This is a genomic window from Streptomyces sp. NBC_01255, from assembly GCF_036226445.1.
Lineage (GTDB): Bacteria > Actinomycetota > Actinomycetes > Streptomycetales > Streptomycetaceae > Streptomyces.
This window is the reverse complement of the sequence record NZ_CP108474.1, coordinates 4,104,451-4,121,639: the sequence shown is the minus strand read 5'-3', so window position 1 is coordinate 4,121,639 and position 17,189 is coordinate 4,104,451. Positions and strand designations below refer to the sequence as shown.

At 73.2% G+C, this 17,189-nt stretch carries 15 protein-coding genes, 1 tRNA gene and 1 riboswitch; of the genes, 10 read left to right on the top strand and 6 right to left on the bottom strand.

Annotated features, from left to right (window positions below):
* The first annotated feature begins 17 nt into the window (after positions 1-17).
* Positions 18-611 carry a phosphatase PAP2 family protein gene (locus OG357_RS18240; RefSeq protein ID WP_329622168.1) on the top strand — a complete coding sequence of 198 codons (594 nt, stop codon included), beginning with the start codon at positions 18-20 and terminating at the stop codon, positions 609-611.
* A gap of 21 nt (positions 612-632) precedes the next feature.
* Here OG357_RS18240 and OG357_RS18235 read toward each other — a convergent pair whose 3' ends face one another.
* Together OG357_RS18235 and sigJ are read right to left on the bottom strand one after the other, a co-directional pair.
* Positions 633-1,943: a DUF1254 domain-containing protein gene (locus OG357_RS18235; RefSeq protein WP_329622167.1), complete on the bottom strand. Its 1,311-nt coding sequence runs from the start codon at positions 1,941-1,943 to the stop codon at positions 633-635.
* A gap of 111 nt (positions 1,944-2,054) precedes the next feature.
* Complete coding sequence (gene sigJ, locus OG357_RS18230) at positions 2,055-3,017, bottom strand: RNA polymerase sigma factor SigJ (RefSeq protein ID WP_329622166.1); 963 nt, start codon at positions 3,015-3,017, stop codon at positions 2,055-2,057.
* Positions 3,018-3,201: 184 nt separating this feature from the next.
* Here sigJ and OG357_RS18225 point away from each other — a divergent pair, with 184 nt between their 5' ends.
* From OG357_RS18225 to OG357_RS18185, 9 genes are all read left to right on the top strand, one after another.
* Positions 3,202-3,696, top strand: a complete 495-nt coding sequence (locus OG357_RS18225; RefSeq protein ID WP_329622165.1) for a rhodanese-like domain-containing protein — start codon at positions 3,202-3,204, stop codon at positions 3,694-3,696.
* A gap of 51 nt (positions 3,697-3,747) precedes the next feature.
* Positions 3,748-3,821, top strand: a tRNA-Met gene (locus tag OG357_RS18220).
* A gap of 131 nt (positions 3,822-3,952) precedes the next feature.
* On the top strand, positions 3,953-4,693 hold the full coding sequence (locus OG357_RS18215) for a MerR family transcriptional regulator (protein WP_329622164.1): 741 nt from the start codon (positions 3,953-3,955) through the stop codon (positions 4,691-4,693).
* A 160-nt stretch (positions 4,694-4,853) separates the two neighbouring features.
* Positions 4,854-5,228, top strand: a complete 375-nt coding sequence (locus tag OG357_RS18210; RefSeq protein ID WP_329622163.1) for a hypothetical protein — start codon at positions 4,854-4,856, stop codon at positions 5,226-5,228.
* A gap of 74 nt (positions 5,229-5,302) precedes the next feature.
* On the top strand, positions 5,303-6,361 hold the full coding sequence (locus OG357_RS18205; protein WP_443066693.1) for a PLP-dependent cysteine synthase family protein: 1,059 nt from the start codon (positions 5,303-5,305) through the stop codon (positions 6,359-6,361).
* Complete coding sequence (locus tag OG357_RS18200; protein WP_329622162.1) at positions 6,358-7,587, top strand: MFS transporter; 1,230 nt, start codon at positions 6,358-6,360, stop codon at positions 7,585-7,587. Before OG357_RS18205 ends, OG357_RS18200 begins: the two co-directional genes overlap by 4 nt.
* A 165-nt stretch (positions 7,588-7,752) precedes the next feature.
* Positions 7,753-9,024 carry a PP2C family protein-serine/threonine phosphatase gene (locus OG357_RS18195; protein WP_329622161.1) on the top strand — a complete coding sequence of 424 codons (1,272 nt, stop codon included), beginning with the start codon at positions 7,753-7,755 and terminating at the stop codon, positions 9,022-9,024.
* Between the two features lie 201 nt (positions 9,025-9,225).
* Positions 9,226-9,372, top strand: a riboswitch (cyclic di-AMP (ydaO/yuaA leader).
* A gap of 11 nt (positions 9,373-9,383) precedes the next feature.
* A complete protein-coding gene (locus OG357_RS18190) occupies positions 9,384-10,604 on the top strand; it encodes a M23 family metallopeptidase (RefSeq protein ID WP_329622160.1) in 1,221 nt (406 codons plus the stop codon).
* 49 nt (positions 10,605-10,653) lie between these two features.
* A complete protein-coding gene (locus OG357_RS18185) occupies positions 10,654-11,601 on the top strand; it encodes an aldo/keto reductase (protein ID WP_329622159.1) in 948 nt (315 codons plus the stop codon).
* A gap of 18 nt (positions 11,602-11,619) precedes the next feature.
* On the opposite strand, the gene OG357_RS18180 is transcribed toward OG357_RS18185, so the two are convergent.
* The 4 genes from OG357_RS18180 to OG357_RS18165 form a co-directional block, all read right to left on the bottom strand.
* The gene (locus OG357_RS18180; protein ID WP_329622158.1) at positions 11,620-12,981 is read right to left on the bottom strand and encodes a PrsW family intramembrane metalloprotease; all 1,362 of its coding nucleotides are present in this window, start codon (positions 12,979-12,981) and stop codon (positions 11,620-11,622) included.
* A 66-nt stretch (positions 12,982-13,047) separates the two neighbouring features.
* On the bottom strand, positions 13,048-13,842 hold the full coding sequence (gene trmB, locus OG357_RS18175; RefSeq protein WP_329622157.1) for a tRNA (guanosine(46)-N7)-methyltransferase TrmB: 795 nt from the start codon (positions 13,840-13,842) through the stop codon (positions 13,048-13,050).
* A gap of 174 nt (positions 13,843-14,016) precedes the next feature.
* Positions 14,017-15,201 (bottom strand): L-2-hydroxyglutarate oxidase, encoded by a 1,185-nt coding sequence (lhgO, locus tag OG357_RS18170; protein ID WP_317597606.1) that lies wholly within the window; start codon positions 15,199-15,201, stop codon positions 14,017-14,019.
* A 184-nt stretch (positions 15,202-15,385) separates the two neighbouring features.
* Positions 15,386-16,843 (bottom strand): MFS transporter, encoded by a 1,458-nt coding sequence (locus OG357_RS18165; RefSeq protein ID WP_329622156.1) that lies wholly within the window; start codon positions 16,841-16,843, stop codon positions 15,386-15,388.
* Positions 16,844-17,189 lie beyond the last annotated feature (346 nt).

Here is a 17,189-nt window from a genome sequence, read left to right as displayed (position 1 = left end):
ATCCCAAGGAGTGGCGCATGACGGACATGACAGCGGAGACGGCGGAGCCCGAGACCTTCCAGGCCGTCCTGCACGACCTCCGCGCCGTCGACGGCGCCGTGTACGCCGCCGTGGCCGCCACGCCCACGCCCACGCTCGACACGGCGCTGCGCCGGCTGTCCACCGCGGCGAACCACTCCAAGATCTCGCTCTCCGTCGCCGCCGCGCTCGCCCTCGTCCCCGGCCGGCCCCGCCGGGCGGCGCTCGCGGGCGCCGGGGCGATCGCCGTGGCCTCGGCCACGTCCAATCTGCTGGGCAAGCGGCTCGTGCGCAGGCCGCGGCCGGACCGGGAGGCGGCCCGGGTGGTGGTGGGCCGGCACGTCCCCATGCCCGACTCGGCCTCGTTCCCCTCCGGGCACACCGCGTCGGCGGTCGCCTTCGCCACCGCCGTGGGGGTCGTGCTGCCCATCGCTGCCGTGCCCCTCGCGCTTCTCGCGGGGGCCGTCGGCTACTCCCGGGTGCACACCGGGGTGCACTACCCGGGCGACGTCGCCGCGGGTGCGGTCCTCGGCGTCGCGAGCGCCGCCGTCTCCCTGGCGGCCGTGACCTGGGTGGCCACCGGGGAGAGGTGACGCGCCGTCGGTGACTCGCCGTCAGTCGGCGACGGCGAGGGGCGGGAGCCTCCAGTCGCCGTCCAGGACGGAGGGTTCGGGGCCGTACATCCGGATCACGACGGTGAAGGGCCCGTCGGGGGCCGGCAGCCAGTTCGCGGCCTGTTTGGCGTCGGCAGGACGGTCCCTTTGTACGTACAGGGTGAGACCGCCGTCGTCGTCGTACACGAGCCCGGGGGTGCGGTCGCCGATCGAGTACCGGTCGATCTCGTTGTCGACGAGCAGCCGTTCGGGCAGCCGGTAGAGGGTGGCCGACCAGAAGAACCGGGCCGGCGGGAGGTGTCCTGCCGGGAAGTGGACGACGTGGTCGTGGTCCGAGGCGTTCGGCGGCCGGTTGCCCCGGTCGTCCGCCACCCAGCCGCCGTACCAGGCCTCGGCCGCGGGGAGACCGTACAGCCCCTTGTCGGCGCCGACCGCCCGGCCCGTGTAGTCGGTGCCGAGCTCCGCGCGGGTGCCGAAGAGGTCGGTGGAGACCAGGGTGGCGGCCTTGGCCTCCTCCAGCCGGGCCCGGGCGTCGGCGATGCCCTGCTCGACCGCCGTACGGATGTCGGGGGCCAGCGCGGACGGTTCGAACTCGCCCGTGCCGGAGACGCCGAGCGCCGCGAGGCGGGTGCGCAGCTCGCGGTCCCGCTCCAGGACGGGGAAGAACCCGAGCAGGAAGTCGAGGAGCGTGAAGAACTCGATGCTCCCGAGGTCCTCCTCGCGCCAGACCGGCCAGACCGGCTCGTCGACGGGGTGCGGCGCGGCCGTGTCCGTGTACGCGGAGAGGGGACGCAGCAGGTACTGCTCCTGGATCGCGCGCAGGGCGGGCACGTCGTCGGGGCCGGACAGGTAGGTGCGGCCGACGACGCCGACGAGGAAGGTGTCGGCGCGCAGCACGCTCTCGATGCCGTCGGGAACGGTGCCGGTCCAGCCGGGGCCCACGAGCAGGTGGTCGCCCGGTTCCTGGCCGGTCGTCCGGGCGCCGACGAAGCCGACGTACGCGGTGTCGAGGTCGTGGAACGGCAGCACGTAGTAGCGGTCGACGGCCGGGACGGAGACCACGACGGGCTCGGCGCGCAGATCGAGCCATGCCCAGGAGTACGGGGTGTCGTTGTTCGGGGTCACGATGTCGGTATTGGCGGCGGTGAACGGCTCCGAGTAGTGCCGGAAGCGCCCGAAGCCCCCCACGTACCGGGGGTCGTCGGCGTCGATCGCCTGCGCGTACATCGTGCGGTAGTTGTCGAGGATCGGGACGCCCCGGATCCAGGCGTCGGCCGCCGTCCGGCGGGCCTCCTCGGGAGTCAGCTGCACGGCGGCCACCTTTGCGGGTACGCGGACGGGAGGGAACCAACCCGTACAAAATCGCACGAATGATTCCCTCCCGCATGCGGTGCGCGGGGTGACGTGGAGCCGGGCGGAGCGTCAGAACGTCGCGCGGGCCAGGTCCTCCTCCGAGAGGCCGAGCGCGGCGAGCCGCTCCGGGTCCGCCAGGATCTGGAGCCCGACGATCCGGTCCCCGGCGATCGTGAACGACATGAGGACGGTCGGACGGCCGTCGGCGACCGCCACGAACGCGGGCGCGCCGTTGACCACGACCGGCAGCGACGCCTGACGGAACTTCGCGTACATGAGGGCCTGCGAGATGACGGCCTCGGCGCCCCGCACCACCTTGGACGCGGCCGCGAGGGCCAGGCCGCCGTCCGCGCGCAGCACCACGTCGGGGTCGAGGACCGCGAGCAGGCCCTCGAAGTCGCCGCCGTTCGCGGCGGCGAGGAAGGCGTCGGCGATCTCCCGCTGGCGGCGCGCGTCCGGCCCCGCGGCGGGCGAGGCGTCCTGCACCCGGCGGCGGGCCCGGCTGGCGAGCTGGCGGGTCGCGGCCGGGGTGCGGTCCACGATCCGCGCGATCTCGTCGAAGGAGACGGCGAACATGTCGTGCAGCACGAACGCGAGCCGCTCGGCCGGCGACAGCGTCTCCAGGACGACGAGGAGCGCGAGCCCGACGGACTCGGTGAGCTCCGCCGTGTGCTCGGGGTTCATGGTGTCGGGGAGGCTGACGACCGGGTCGGGGACGTAGTACTCCAGCGGGTCCTCGCGGCGCGAGCCGCGGGAGCGCAGCATGTCGAGGCAGACGCGGCCGACGACCGTGGTCAGCCAGCCGCTGAGGTTCTGCACCGCGCTGACGTCGGCGCGGCTGAGCTTGAACCAGGCCTCCTGGACCGCGTCCTCCGCCTCGCTCAGCGAACCGAGCATCCGGTAGGCGACGGCCCGCAGGTGGCCCCGATCGTCCTCGAACCGCCGGGCCAGCGCTTCCTTGCCTTCCTCGGCATCCTTGACGTTGTTCAGCTCGCCGTTCACTCGTCGATCTCCCCCTTCGCGTCCCGTCATGCCTTCATGACGGATGGAACCCTGCCGATGTGACACGAGCCGCGGCGTTCGAGCGGGCCGAACGGTCTCGTTGCGTGAGATCCCCGCCGCCCCGTGGCGAACGCCCGGGATTCCCCGGCCGAGGCCCCTGACCGCCGTGGATCCACACTTCAGCATGATGATCTTCGTCCGTAGATTGATCACCATGACGACGACGACGACGCAGGTCAACCCCGTACTCCGCACCCCGCCGGCCTCTCCCGCCGCCGCTGCCGCCTACTTCTCCGCCAGCCTCGCCTTCCACGCCGACGTCTCCGACGTGGCCTCCGTGCTGGCCTCCGCGACCGCCGAGGGCACGGACCCGGGCTTCGTCGTGATCGACTCGCGCTCCACCGCCTCCTGGGACCAGGGGCACGTCCCCGGCGCGCTCCACCTGCCGACCGCGCTCATCCCCGAGCAGGCCGAGCAGCTCCTCGACAAGGCCGTGCCGGTCGTCACGTACTGCTGGGGCCCCGGCTGCAACGGCGCCACGCGCGCCGCGCTGGCCCTCGCCGAGCTCGGCTTCCAGGTGAAGGAGATGCTCGGCGGCTTCGAGTACTGGGTGCGCGAGGGCTTCGCCTACGAGACCTGGGAAGGGCCCGCGGAGAAGGCCGCGGACCCGCTCACGGCGCCCGTGGACTCCGACGACTGCGGCTGCTGAGAAACCGATTTCACGTTTGCGCCGGTCATGACGTAGAGTCGTGTTTACCGACGCGGGGTGGAGCAGCTCGGTAGCTCGCTGGGCTCATAACCCAGAGGTCGCAGGTTCAAATCCTGTCCCCGCTACTCAGTAGCAAACGAAGGCCCGGATCCGATTTCGATCGGATCCGGGCCTTCGTCGTGTTCTCGGGCCTTTGTCGTTCCCGTGCACCTGTCCGCTTGACCTTGACGCGACGTCAAGATTTAGCGTTGTCGACATGGAGTGGTCGATCCAAGAGATCGCCAAGAAGGCCGGCACCACCAGCCGCACCCTCCGCCACTACGGCGAGCGGGGACTGCTGGAGCCGAGCCGGATCGGCGCGAACGGTTACCGGTACTACGACCAGGCGGCGCTCGTACGCCTGCAGCGCATCCTGCTGCTGCGCGAGCTGGGGCTCTCCCTGCCCGCGATCGCCGAGGTCCTCAAGGGGCAGAGCGACCCGTCCGCCGCGCTGCGCACCCATCTGCTCCTCCTGGAGCAGGAGCGGGAGCGCATCGGCCGCCAGATCGAGGCCGTCCGCACCACTCTCCACAAGACCGAGAAGGGAGAAGAGCTCATGGCAGAGGAAGTCTTCGACGGCTTCGACCACACGCGGTACGAGGAGGAGGTCACCGAGCGCTGGGGCCGCGCGGCGTACGAGAAGGGCGACCGCTGGTGGCGCTCGCTCGACGCCGAAGGGAAGAAGGCGTTCCTGGACGAGCAGGCCGGCATCGCCCGCGACTTCGGGCAGGCGGTACGGGACGGCCTGGCCGCCGACAGCGACGAGGTGCAGGCGATCACGCGGCGCCAGATCGCGTGGCTGTCGGCCACCACGACCCCGACCAAGGAGTACGTGATCGGACTCGGCCGCATGTACGTCGACGATCCGCGCTTCACCGTGAACTACGACAAGCACGGCGAGGGCACCGCGCTCCTCGTCCGGGACGCGATGGCGGTCTACGCGGAGCGGAACCTGTAGCTCTGCGGTCGCGACCGTCTGAAGCGGTGTCTGAAGCGGTCGGACGTACTCGGAAGTATCGGAAGTACTCGGAAGTAAACGGTGGCCAAAACCGCGCCCGTCGCTTTGCCGGAGCGCGACACCCCACCGTAGTCTCACGCGCACCATGAGTGACGAGTGCGTGAGTGACGTACGACGGCGGGCGCCCGCCGTCCTCGTCCTGTTCGCGCTCCTCGCCCTCGTGATGAGCATCTGCCACGGAGCGCACGGGCACGTCCTGCCCGCCTCCGGCACCGCGACCGCGACCGTCTCCGCCCCCGCCCTGCCGCACGGCTGCGAGCGGTCCGGCGAGGCCTGGTCGTTCGACGCCCACCTGCCCGCGCAGACCGCCGCCTCGCAGCTCGCCGCGCCGTACGGCTCAGCCGGGGCCGTGACCCCGTCCTCGTACGCGGCGGACCACCGCACCGACCCCCGCGCGCGCTGCGTCCGGGGCAGGGCGGGACCCGGCCCCGAGCCGGGCCGTCTGCTGATCGCCCTCGGAGTGGACCGGAACTGAGCCGGGTCCGGAGCGTGCCCCGCACGCGCGTGACCAGGTTCCCTTCGGCGTACCACCCCAAGGACACAACTCCCGTGAACAGTCTCCTGTTCGGCAACACCCCGCCCATCGCCGTCCAGACCGTCGGCAACACCCCCGTCCTCCGGACGGACGACGGCTACTGGGCCAAGCTCGAAGGCTTCAACTTCGGCGGCATCAAGGACCGCGCCGCCCTCTACATGGTCGAGCAGGCCCGCCGCCGCGGCGAGCTGCGGCCCGGCGCCCCGATCGTCGAGTCGACCTCCGGGACGCTCGGCCTCGGACTCGCCCTCGCGGGCGTGCTCCACGGCCACCCCGTGCACGTCGTCACCGACCCCGGACTCGAACCGATCGTCGAGCGGATGCTCGTCGCCCACGGCGCCCAGGTCCACGTCGCCGCCGAGCCCAGCCCGCGGGGCGGCTGGCAGCAGGCCCGGATGGACCTGGTCGCCGAGCTGCTCGGGCGCCTCGACGGGGCCTGGTGGCCCAACCAGTACGGGAACCCCGACAACTGCGACGCCTACGCCGGGCTCGCCGCCGAGCTGTCCGGGCAGCTCGACCGGATCGACGTCCTCGTCTGCGCCGTCGGCACCGGAGGCCACTCGGCCGGGATCTCCCGCGCGCTGCGCGCCGGCGGCAGCCCCGCCCTGGAGCTGGTCGGGGTGGACTCGGTGAACTCCACCGTCTTCGGTCTCCCCGCCGGGGAGCGGCTGATGCGCGGCCTCGGCTCCTCCATCCATCCGGCCAACGTCGACCACGGGGCGTTCGACGAGGTCCACTGGGTGGCTCCCGCGGAGGCGGTACGGGCGGCCCGCCGGCTGGCCTCGCGTCAGTTCGCCACCGGCGGCTGGAGCGTGGGCGCGGTCGCGCTCGTCGCCGGGTGGCTGGCCCGCTCCCGGCCGCGCGGGACGCGGATCGCGGCCGTCTTCCCCGACGGGCCGCAGCGGTACTTCGACACGGTCTTCAACGACGAGTTCTGCGCGGCGCACGGGCTCCTCGACGGGCCGGTGCGGGAGGACCCCGTCGCGTACGAGGAGGGTGCGCGGGTCGACGGCTGGACCCGCAGGGTCCTGGACCGCAAGGCCGCGGACCGGCAGGGGTCGGTGGGACGTTGAGCACCACGACCGCGCCTCCCCAGGGAGGCATCTGGAAGCAGAGCCGTACCTTCGACCCGGCCGTGCGGCTGCTCTTCCTCAACCAGCTCACCATCAACCTCGGCTTCTACATGCTGATGCCGTTCCTGGCCGCGCACCTCGCGGACGGGATCGGCATGGCGGCCTGGTCGGTCGGCCTCGTCCTCGGCGCCCGGAACCTCTCCCAGCAGGGCATGTTCCTGGTCGGCGGGGCGCTCGCCGACCGGCTCGGCTTCAAGCCGCTCATCGTCGCCGGCTGCGCGCTGCGGACGGTCGGCTTCGGGGCGCTCGCCTTCGCGCAGTCGCTGCCGATGCTGATCGCCGCCTCGCTCGCGACCGGGCTCGCGGGGGCGCTGTTCAACCCGGCGGTCCGGGCCTGCCTCGCGGCGGAGGCGGGGGAGGAGCGGCGGGTGCAGGCCTTCGCGCTGTTCCACGCGTACTACCAGGCGGGCATCCTGCTCGGGCCGCTCGTGGGGGTGGCGCTGACCGGGGTGTCGTTCCGGCTGACGTGCACGGTGGCGGCGGTCCTGTTCGCCGGCCTGACCCTCGTACAGCTCCGGCATCTGCCCGTCAGGGGCGGGGACGCCCCCTCGGCGGGGGAGGGCGGGCGGGGGCAGTTCCGCACCGTCCTGTCCCACCGCACGTTCTGGCTGTTCTCGCTCGCCATGACCGGCTCGTACGTGCTGTCGTTCCAGGTCTATCTGGCGCTGCCGCTCGCGGCGGAGGGCACGGGGCTCACGACGGCGCTGTTCGTCGTCTCGGCGCTGGTCGCGCTCGCCGGGCAGCTGCGGATCACGGCCTGGTGCCGGCGCCGCCTCGACCGCGAGCGGTGCCTGGTCCTCGGGCTCGCGCTGATGGGCGGGGCCTTCCTGGTCCCGGCGGCCCTGGGCAGGGGCGTGGTGGGGCTGCTGCTGTGCGCGGCGGTCCTGGCCGTGGCGAACGCCGTGCTCTACCCGTACGAGATGGACACCGTCGTCGCCCTCTCCCGGGGGCGCTGGGTGGCCACCCACTACGGGCTCTACAACACGGTCTGCGGGATCGGGATCACCCTCGGGAACCTGGCGACGGGCGCGCTGCTCGACGTCACCGGGTGGTCGGCGGTGCCGTGGCTGGCGCTGTGCGCGGTGGGTCTGGTGTGCGCGGGGGCGGTCGCCCTCCTCGCCCGCGGCGGACGTCTCGCGGAGACGCCGGCGCCGGAAGCCCCCTAGGGCCTGTCCGGCGGATCAGGGTCGGGTAGGCCCTGGAGGGATTCCCCTGGGAGGGCGTACGCCAGTCGGCCCCATGGGGGTCGCCTCCGGGTGCGGTGGCGGCCACCCTGGGAGGGCGCGGTACGGGAACGCCGTGGCCGGTACGGACCGGGCAGGAGAGCACAGGTGGGGCACCCCCTAGGAGCAGCGGGTCGCGGGCGGCGGGGCGGCGAGGGCCGCCCCGGCCCGTACGGAGGGGCCCGGCGCTTCCTCCGGGCGCTGCCCCCGCTGATCATCGTGGGCGGCGTCGTCTTCGACCTGTCGACGCCGGCCACGTACACGGCCGCGCCGCTCTTCTCCGCCGCCCCGCTGATCGCCGCGCCGTTCTTCTCGACGCTCACGACCCTGCTCACCGGGATCGCCGCCGTTCTCGCCTCCGTCGGGCTGCACGTCTACAACGGCACAGCGACCGAGATCCCGGCCCTCACCGAGGTCTTCACCGTCGTCACCGTCTCCGCGCTCGCGCTGCTGGTCAACCGGGTCGTGCGGCGCAGTGGCGAGCGGCTGGCCTCCGCCCGGGTCATCGCGGAGACCGCGCAGAAGGCGGTGCTGCCGACGCCGGCCGAGCGGATCGGCGGGCTGCAGTGCGCGGCCCGTTACGAGGCGGCGCAGGCGGACGCCTTCATCGGCGGTGACCTGTTCGCGGTGCAGGACACCCCGCACGGGGTGCGGCTCGTCGTCGGGGACGTGCGGGGCAAGGGGATGGAGGCGGTCGAGGCCGTCGCCGTCGTGATCGGGGCGTTCCGGGAGGCGGCCGAGCAGGAGGTCAGTCTGGAGGGGGTGGCGCAGCGGCTGGAACGGGCGCTGGCCCGGGAGGGGACCCGCAGGGACGGGCTCGACGCCTTCGAGGGGTTCACGACGGCCGTCCTGGCGGAGATCCCGCGCGCCGACGGGACGGGCGGCGGCGAGGGTGATGCCAGGGGCGAAGGTGACGCCGGGAGCGTACGGGTCGTCAACCGAGGCCATCCGCCACCGCTGTTGCTGTACGCGGACGGGAAGCTGGACGTGCTGGATCCGGCGGAGCCGGCGCTGCCGCTCGGCATGGGCGAGCTGGCGGCGTGGCCGGACAGGGCCGAGGAGCGGCCGTACCCGCCGGGCGCGACGCTGCTGTTCTACACGGACGGCCTCTCGGAGGCGCGGGACGCGGAGGGCGTCTTCTACGACCCGGCGTCCCGCCTCGCCGGGCGGATCTTCCCGGGACCCGAGGAGTTGCTCGACGCGCTCGTGGACGACGTACGGCTCCATACGGGCGGCGGGTCGACGGACGACATGGCGCTGCTCGCGCTGAGCCGGCCCGCGGCGGGGCAGCAGGAGAGGCGCCGGACGATGCCGGTGGTGCCGCCGGTGCCGTCGGCGCCGCCGGAAGGGCCCCCGGTCCGGCCCGGTCACCAGGCGTAGTCGCAGGGTGTCGCTGCGATAACAATTGACATAACGTCAGATCGCGAGTGTTTGGCCGCCCCTTGCTGAAGGGGGGTCAACTCGGGCGATTCCCCACCAATTCAATGAACGATCACCGGGAACGGCTTGGAATCGGACCCCCCTGTCTATTAACGTTCGATAACGCAGCGCGGTCGTCACAACCGTCGCAAGAGACGGCACCGTGCGCACGCGCCGAATCCTGAAAAGGAACCGGGGAACCACTACTTGGGGTGAATCGGGCCCTTCGCACCCGTGCGACCGTGCCCGTAGGAGACCTTCCTGCTCCGAACCCGTCAGCTAACCCGGTAGGCGAGAAGGAAGGAAAGGAGCGCGCCTCCGTGGCGTCCAACACTCCCGCACCCGAAGCCCCCTTTGATGCCTTCGGTGGTGGTGCGGGTCCTGCCGCTCCGGACACCGAGTGGAACCCCACCGAGGGAACCCTCCGCGCCGAGAGCCGCTCCGGCGGCCGGCACCGGGTCGTCAAGCAGCGCTCCAACTTCGCCCGTTCCTCCACCGTCCTCGGCGTCGGCGTCATCGCGGCCGTCGGTGCGGGCGGCCTCGCCACCGCGCAGGAGAAGCCGCCGGTCGCGATATCGCTCCCGGACCTCCCGGACCTCGCCGACCTGAACCTCCCGGCCGCCGAGGACCTCCCCGGCGTCGGCGAGCTGTTCGCCGACGACGCGGACGACGCCGACCAGCGCATCCAGGACACCATCGAGCGGACCGGCGGCAACCCGAACCCGCTCACCGCCGCGACGTACGTCACCCCGGCCGGCGAGAAGGCGAACGGCACCGCCGCGACCGCCCGGACCGCCCAGGCCGGTTACACCACGCAGACCGGGACCGCCGAGACCGCCACGACGGCCACCACCGCCGGCGTGGCCGACGCGGGCGAGATCCTGCGCGCCCGCATCCTCCAGCAGGCCGAGCAGCAGCAGGCCTCCGCCGACGCCGCCGAGAAGCTCGCCGCCGAGAAGGCCGCGGCGGAGAAGGCGGCGGCCGAGGCCGCGGCCAAGGCCGAGGCGGCGGAGAAGGCGGCAGCCGAGGCGAAGGCCAAGGCCGAAGCGGAAGCCAAGGCCAAGGCGGAGGCGGAAGCCAAGGCGGAGGCCGAGCGGAAGGCCGCGGAGGCCGAGGCCGAGCGCCTCGCCCAGCTCGCCGCCAGCTACTCGATGCCCCTCTCCTCGTACTCCGTCAGCGCCACCTACATGCAGTCCGGCTCGATGTGGTCCTCCGGCTACCACACCGGCCTCGACTTCGCCGCCCCCACGGGCACCCCGCTCAAGGCCGTCCACAGCGGCACGGTCAAGTCGGCGGGCTGGTCCGGCTCCTACGGCTACCGGGTCGTCCTGGAGCTGGAGGACGGCACCGAGGTCTGGTACGCCCACCTCTCCTCCATGACGGTCGGCGCGGGTCAGACCGTGACCACCGGCGAGACGATCGGCCGCGTCGGCGCCACCGGCAACGTCACCGGCGCCCACCTCCACATGGAGGTCCACACCTCCGGCGGCGACGGCATCGACCCGGCGGCCTGGCTCCGCTCCAAGGGCCTGCCGATCTGATCCCGCCCAGCGCGGAATAGGCCCGGCGGTGGAGAGGGTTGATCAACCCATGACTTCTCTCCGCACGCTGGGCTCTTCCGATCTGCACGTCTTCCCGCTCGCCCTGGGCGGCAACGTCTTCGGCTGGACCGCCGACGAGGCACAGTCCTTCGCCGTCCTCGACGCCTACGCCGCCGCCGGCGGAAACTTCGTCGACACCGCGGACATGTACTCCGCCTGGGCCGAGGGCAACGAGGGCGGCGAGTCCGAGACCGTCATCGGCCGCTGGCTCGCCTCCCGCGGCAACCGCGACGACATCGTCGTCGCCACCAAGGTCGGCGCCCACCCCCGCTTCAAGGGGCTCTCCGCCACCACCATCAAGGCGGGCGTGGAGGAATCGCTGCGCCGCCTCGGCACCGACCGCATCGACCTCTACTACACGCACTTCGACGACGAGTCGGTCCCGGTCGAGGAGATCGTCACCGCCCTCGACCAGCTCGTGAAGGACGGCAAGGTGCGGGCCGTCGCCGCCTCCAACATCTCCCCCGAGCGGCTGCGCGCCTCCCTCGACTTCGCGGAGGCCGAGGGCCTCGCCCGGTACGTCGCGCTCCAGCCGCACTACAACCTGGTCTCGCGCGACACCTACGAGGGCCCGCTCCTGGAGACCGTCGAGAGCGCCGGGCTCGCCGCCGTCCCGTACTTCGGGCTCGCCTCCGGCTTCCTCACCGGCAAGTACCGCCCCGGTGCCACCGTCGACAGCGTCCGCGCCTCCGGAGCCGGCGAACACCTGGACACCGACCGGGGCCGGGCCGTGCTCTCCGCACTCGACGCGGTCGCCGAGGCCCACGAGGCCGAGCTCGCCACCGTCGCCCTCGCCTGGCTGGCCTCCCGGCCGACCGTCGCCGCGCCGATCGCCTCGGCCCGTACGGTCGAGCAGCTCCCCGCCCTGGTCGCGTCCGCGGACCTCACCCTCACCGCGGCGGACCTGACGCTTCTGACGGAGGCCTCGGCGGTCTGAGGCACCGGCTCACTCCGGCTAACTGCGGTACGGGTTGTAGTCGCCGTAGTCCAGGTACTGCGGCGGCGTCCACGCCCGGCCGGTCGCCCGCGCCGCGTACGTGAGCGCGGGCGAGGCGACCGCCCGGCGCTGCCAGAGGTGGTGCAGGAGCTCCTGCTCCCGCGCCGGGAAATCGGGTCCGGCCGCGCCGCGCCGGGCCCGGTCCCGGAGGGACGCGAGGGTCGTCGCGAAGGACTCGTACTCGCTGACGGCCCGCGCCGCCGGAGCGCCGTACGTCCGGGCGGCGAACGCCCGGGCCACCTGGCGGGCGCGCATCGAGGAGAGGGCGAGCGGCTCGGCGGGGGAGAGCCAGCCGGCCGCCGCGTACGCCGGGAGCTCCCCGGATATCGTGCGCAGCTCGCGCTGCCGGCTCCACACGGCGAGCCAGGTCAGCAGGCCGAAGGCGGGGACCATGAAGCAGCCGTACACCACGAAGAAGGCCAGGGGACCGCCGAAGGTGGCGGCGCCGTTCCAGGCGGCGTGCATGCCCATGGCGAGCAGCAGGCCGGTGATCGGCAGCAGCACCCGCCGGATCCGCTTCCCGCGCGGCGCGAGCGCGGCGAAGCCGAAGCCGAGGCCGGTGAGCACGGTGAAGAGCGGATGCGCGAACGGCGACATCACGACCCGTACGAAGAAGGTCCCGGCGGTCACCGAGCCGATGCCGGAGTTGCCGAACTCCTGGTCCTCCCCGAAGGCGTTGCCGAGATAGAGGATGTTCTCGGTGAAGGCGAAGCCGGTCGCGGTGAAACCGGCGGCGACGACCCCGTCGACGAGTCCGCCGAAGTGCCGCCGGCGGAAGAGGAAGAGCAGCAGGATCGCGGCGGCCTTCGCGCACTCCTCCACGACCGGCGCGACCACCGTGGCGCCGAGGGTGTCCGCCGAGTCCGGGTCGGCGGTGGCCGTCGCGATCCAGCGGACCGCGAAGGTGTTCGCCAGGATCGCGACGAGCGCGGCGGCGAAGGCGCCCCACGCGAAGGCGAAGAGCAGGTTCTTCCAGGGGCCTGGCTCGACCCGGTCGAGCCAGCGGAACGCGGCCATGAGCAGCGGTACGGGGAACACGGCGAGGCCCAGGCCGACGAGGAAGCCCTGGGTGCCGGTCTGCTCGCGGACCAGCGCCAGGATGAACAGGGCGCAGGTCGCGAGCACGGTGATCACGGCGACGGCCCGGACCAGCCGGCTGCGCCAGAAGGCGCGGCGGGGCCGGTAGCGCCACTGGGACCGGTCGGCGGCGGCCGGGAAGTCCGGCTCGTCGGTGTCCCGGTGCGGGACGGGAGCGGTCGCGCGATGCGCCTCGGCCGCTGCTTCTTCGGCCGCGGCTTCGGCGGGGACGGGGTTCGACACGTGAGCGACCCTAACGACCCCCACCGACACCGGGCGAAGGAGTTACGTACTCCCTGTCACTTCCTGTCACTTCCTCCGGAAGAGGAGATCGTGCACGACGTGCCCCTTGTCCAGGCCCTGCCCCTCGAAGCGGGTGACGGGCCGGAAGTCCGGGCGGGGCGAGAAGCCGCCGTCGGCGCGGGTGTTCTCGAAGTCGGGATGCGCGGAGAGGACCTCCAGCATCTGCTCGGCGTACGACTCCCAGTCGGTGGCGCAGTGCAGCACGCCGCCGGGCTTGAGGCGGGTCGCGAGCAGGCTGAGGAACTCGGGCTGGATCAGACGCCGCTTGTGGTGGCGGGCCTTGGGCCACGGGTCCGGGAAGTAGACGCGGCAGCCGTCGAGGGCGTCCTTCTCGATCATCTCGCGGAGCAGGATGATCGCGTCGCCGTTGGCCACCCGGACGTTGGTCAGGCCGTTCCGGTCGGCGAGGCCGAGGAGGTTGCCCTGGCCGGGGGTGTGGACGTCCACGGCGAGGATGCCGGTGCCGGGGTCGGCGGCGGCCATCTGCGCGGTCGCCTCGCCCATGCCGAAGCCGATCTCCAGGACGACCGGAAGCCCGTCGAACATCTCGCCGAGATCGAGGACCCGCTTGCCGTCGATGTCGAGGCCCCAGTCGGGCCACCGCTTGAGCATGGCCTCGGCCTGCCCGTACGTGACGCGGCTGCGGCGGGGCTGGAAGCTCCGGATCCGCCGCTCGTGATGAGCCCCGGCGGGATCGGGCAGGGGCCCCTCACCGGGGGCGAACATCCGACTGCCCCGCCGCGCGACGGGCTGGACGGGATCGGCGGCGGACTGCGGGCTGTTCTCTGGCTGCTCGGACACAATGTCCGATTCTACGATCGCCCCGCCGATGCCCGGGGCCCACGAGGGAGCGCACGGACCCGGGCCCCGCCGACGGGACCGCTGAGCCTGCCGGTCGGGCCGCAACCCGTCGGGCCGCAACCCGTCGACCGGGCCCGCCACCCGCGGCGCGACACCCACCCACCACTCGCGGAGCTACAACCGCGCCAGCGCCCGCCGAGCCACCTCTCGCCCGATCGGCAGCGACGCCGTCGCCGCCGGCGAAGGCGCGTTCAGCACGTGCACCGTCCGCGCCGCCTCCCGGATCAGGAAGTCGTCGACCAGCGTCCCGTCCCGCAGCACCGCCTGCGCCCGCACCCCCGGCGCCGCGCGCCGCAGGTCGGACTCCTCCACCACCGGCAGCAGTCTCCGCACCGCCTCCGTGAAGGCCCGCTTCGACACCGAGCGCCGCAGCTCACCCGCCCCGTACCGCCAGTGGTCGCGGGCTATCGCCCACGACCCGGGCCAGGCCAGCGTGGCGGCCAGCTCGCGCGGGCGGACGACGGACCAGCCGTATCCCTCCCGGGCGAGCGCCGGCACCGCGTTCGGCCCGATGTGGACGCCGCCGTCGATGCCCCGGGTCAGATGCACCCCGAGGAACGGGAACGCCGGATCCGGCACCGGATAGACCAGCCCCCGCACCAGCGAGGGGTCGGCCAGCTCGTAGTACTCCCCACGGAAGGGGACGATCCGCATCCCCGGATCGTCGCCCGCGAGCCGCGCGATCCGGTCGCAGTGCAGCCCGGCGCAGTTCACCAGGACCCGCGCCCGCACGATCCGCCCGTCCGCCGTCCGCACGGCGACACCCCACGGGCGGCGGTCGATGACGGTGACCTCGGCCCCGTACAGGATCCGCGCTCCCGACGCCTCCGCGAGCCGCTCGGCGACGGCCGTGTAGTCGCAGATGCCGGTCGTGCCGACATGGATCGCGGCCAGCCCCCGCACCCGCGGTTCGTACTCGCTGATCTGCGCCGGGCCGAGCTCCCGCACCGGGATGCCGTTCTCCCTGCCGCGCTGCACGAGCGCGTGCAGCCGCGGCAGCTCGTCGCGCGAGGTGGCGACGACGAGCTTCCCCGTCACCTCGTACGGAATGCCCCACTCCGCGCAGAACTTGACCATTTCGGCCGCGCCCTCGACCGCGTACCGCGCCTTGAGCGAGCCGGGCCGGTAGTAGATCCCGCTGTGGATCACCCCGCTGTTGCGGCCGGTCTGGTGCCGCGCGGGGGCGTGCTCCTTCTCCAGGACCGTGACCCGCGTGCCGGGGGCGGCGCGCGTCAGGGCGTACGCCGTCGACAGACCGACGATCCCGCCGCCGATCACCAGCACGTCACAGTCAAACACCGGCGCCACCTGTCACCTCCCACCCCCGATAGTGCACTGGCCCACTGACAATCCCGCGAAACCTCGCGAGAGCGCACGAGACGCAGGTCACGTGGATCGAGGTGAGGCCGGACGTCGTGGGCCGGACGTCATGGCCCGGACGTCATGGCCCGGCGTCGTGGGCCGGACGCCGTGGGGCCGGACGTCACACCGGCGCGACCAGCAGCGGCCGCGCCCGCTCCCGCAGCTCCATGACGCGGGGCTCGTCCCCGTACGGTTCGAGCCGGTGCAGCAGATCCCGTACGTACTCGGTGGTCCGCGCCGAGGAGATCCGCCCCGCCACCTCCACCGCGCGCGTGCCCGCCGCGCAGGCCGCGTCCAGATTGCCCGACTCCAGCTCGGCGACGGCGGAGACGACGAGCCGCAGCCCGTGCGAGCGGACGAACTCCTCGGTCGGCCGGGACAGCGCCTGCTCGGTGAAGCGGCGCACCTCGCGGGGCGCCTTCAGGTCCCGGTAGCACTCGGCGGCGTCGGCGCAGAACCGGTCGTACGAGTAGAAGCCCAGCCACGTCGGGTCGGCGTCGCCCGCCCGGGCCCGCTCCAGCCACCCCTCGGCGGCCTTCAGCGCGGCCGCGGCGGCCGGCCCGTCGCCGGCCTTGGCGTGCGCGCGGGCCTCGACGAGCCGGAAGAAGGACATGGTGCGGGCGGTGGCGAGCCCCCGGTTCCGTTCGAGCGCGGCCTGGGCGAGGTCGACGCCCTCGTCGGCGAAGCCCCGGTAGGTGGCCTGGAGGGACATGGAGGCGAGGACGTACCCGCCGAGTGGCACGTCGGCGGCGGCGCGGGCGAGCCGCAGGGCCTGGATGTAGTAGCGCTGGGCGGCCTCCTGCTGGCCGGTGTCGAAGGCCATCCAGCCGGCCAGGCGCGTGAGCTCGGCGGTCGCCCCGAAGAGCGCGCGGCCGACCTCGTCCGAGTACGAGCCGAGCAGCAGCGGCGCCGCGTCCACGCGTAAGCACTCGGGCACCATCGACGAACGCCAGTCCCCGCCGCCGTACTTGGAGTCCCATCGCCGCGCGTCCTCGGCGGCCTCGCGGAGCTTGGCGACGTCGCTGTGGCCCACGCGCGCGTGCTCCGCGGCGGCCGTGGCGGCGGAGCTCGCGCCCTCCCCGCCGGGGCCGGAGCGGGGCGCCTCGCGCTCCACCGACGGGTCGGCGGGGGTTATCAGCCAGCGGGACGCGGGCGTGGCGTACGCGCTCACGGCGAAGGAGCCGGCCAGTGACTGCCAGATGCCACCACCGCCCGCCCGCCGCCCGGCGAGATCCAGCCGGTACAGGTCGGTGGCCGAGCGGACCGCCTCGCCCACGTCGCGCGGGAAGGCGAGCCCCACCTCCGGCGCCGGGTCGGCGTCCGCGAGCCCGATCTCGTGCAGCGGCACGGGCCGGCCGAGCTTCTGGCCGATCGCGGCGGCGATCAGGTGCGGGGCGGCGCCCTGCGGCACCATGCCCTTCGACACCCACCGGGCGACCGAGGTCTTGTCGTAACGAAGCGTCAGACCCCGTTGCGAGCCGAGGTCGTTGACGCGCCGGGCCAGCCCGGCGTTGCTGATTCCCGCGAGGGCGAGAACCGTGCCGAGCTTTTCGTTCGGCCCGCGTTGCTCCCTGGACATGACGCCACCCCTCGACACCACAGACGGCCGCCACGACGCCGGGCATAGGCGTGCGGCATTCGTAAACACAGCGTAGTTCGCCGCATCCCTACCGTTAAGGGGCGGTGTTCCGGATGGCGAGATTGTTGTGTGAACGGTCGGCGCCGAGGGCAGCCGGCCCGCCCCGTGCTCCCGCCGTGTGGCCGTGCGCCCGGCCGTGCGCTCTCGTCCGGCCGGCGGGGGGAGCGCTTCCATGGGTGGTGCGTGGGTCGGCCCGCTCGGCCGGGAACGGTGTCCCGGACCAGTGGGCTGGGGGACACCGCCGCTCTGCTCCCCGCGGGCGGCGGACGGCGCCGGGAGGCGGGAG

Bases quoted from the DNA above. Each gene is read 5' to 3' on its own strand.
- OG357_RS18165 (WP_329622156.1), bottom strand. From the start codon at position 16,843: ATGTCCAGGGAGCAACGCGGGCCGAACGAAAAGCTCGGCACGGTTCTC.
- OG357_RS18225 (WP_329622165.1), top strand. From the start codon at position 3,202: ATGACGACGACGACGACGCAGGTCAACCCCGTACTCCGCACCCCGCCG.
- OG357_RS18185 (WP_329622159.1), top strand. From the start codon at position 10,654: ATGACTTCTCTCCGCACGCTGGGCTCTTCCGATCTGCACGTCTTCCCG.
- OG357_RS18240 (WP_329622168.1), top strand. From the start codon at position 18: ATGACGGACATGACAGCGGAGACGGCGGAGCCCGAGACCTTCCAGGCC.
- OG357_RS18215 (WP_329622164.1), top strand. From the start codon at position 3,953: ATGGAGTGGTCGATCCAAGAGATCGCCAAGAAGGCCGGCACCACCAGC.
- sigJ (WP_329622166.1), bottom strand. From the start codon at position 3,017: ATGACGGGACGCGAAGGGGGAGATCGACGAGTGAACGGCGAGCTGAAC.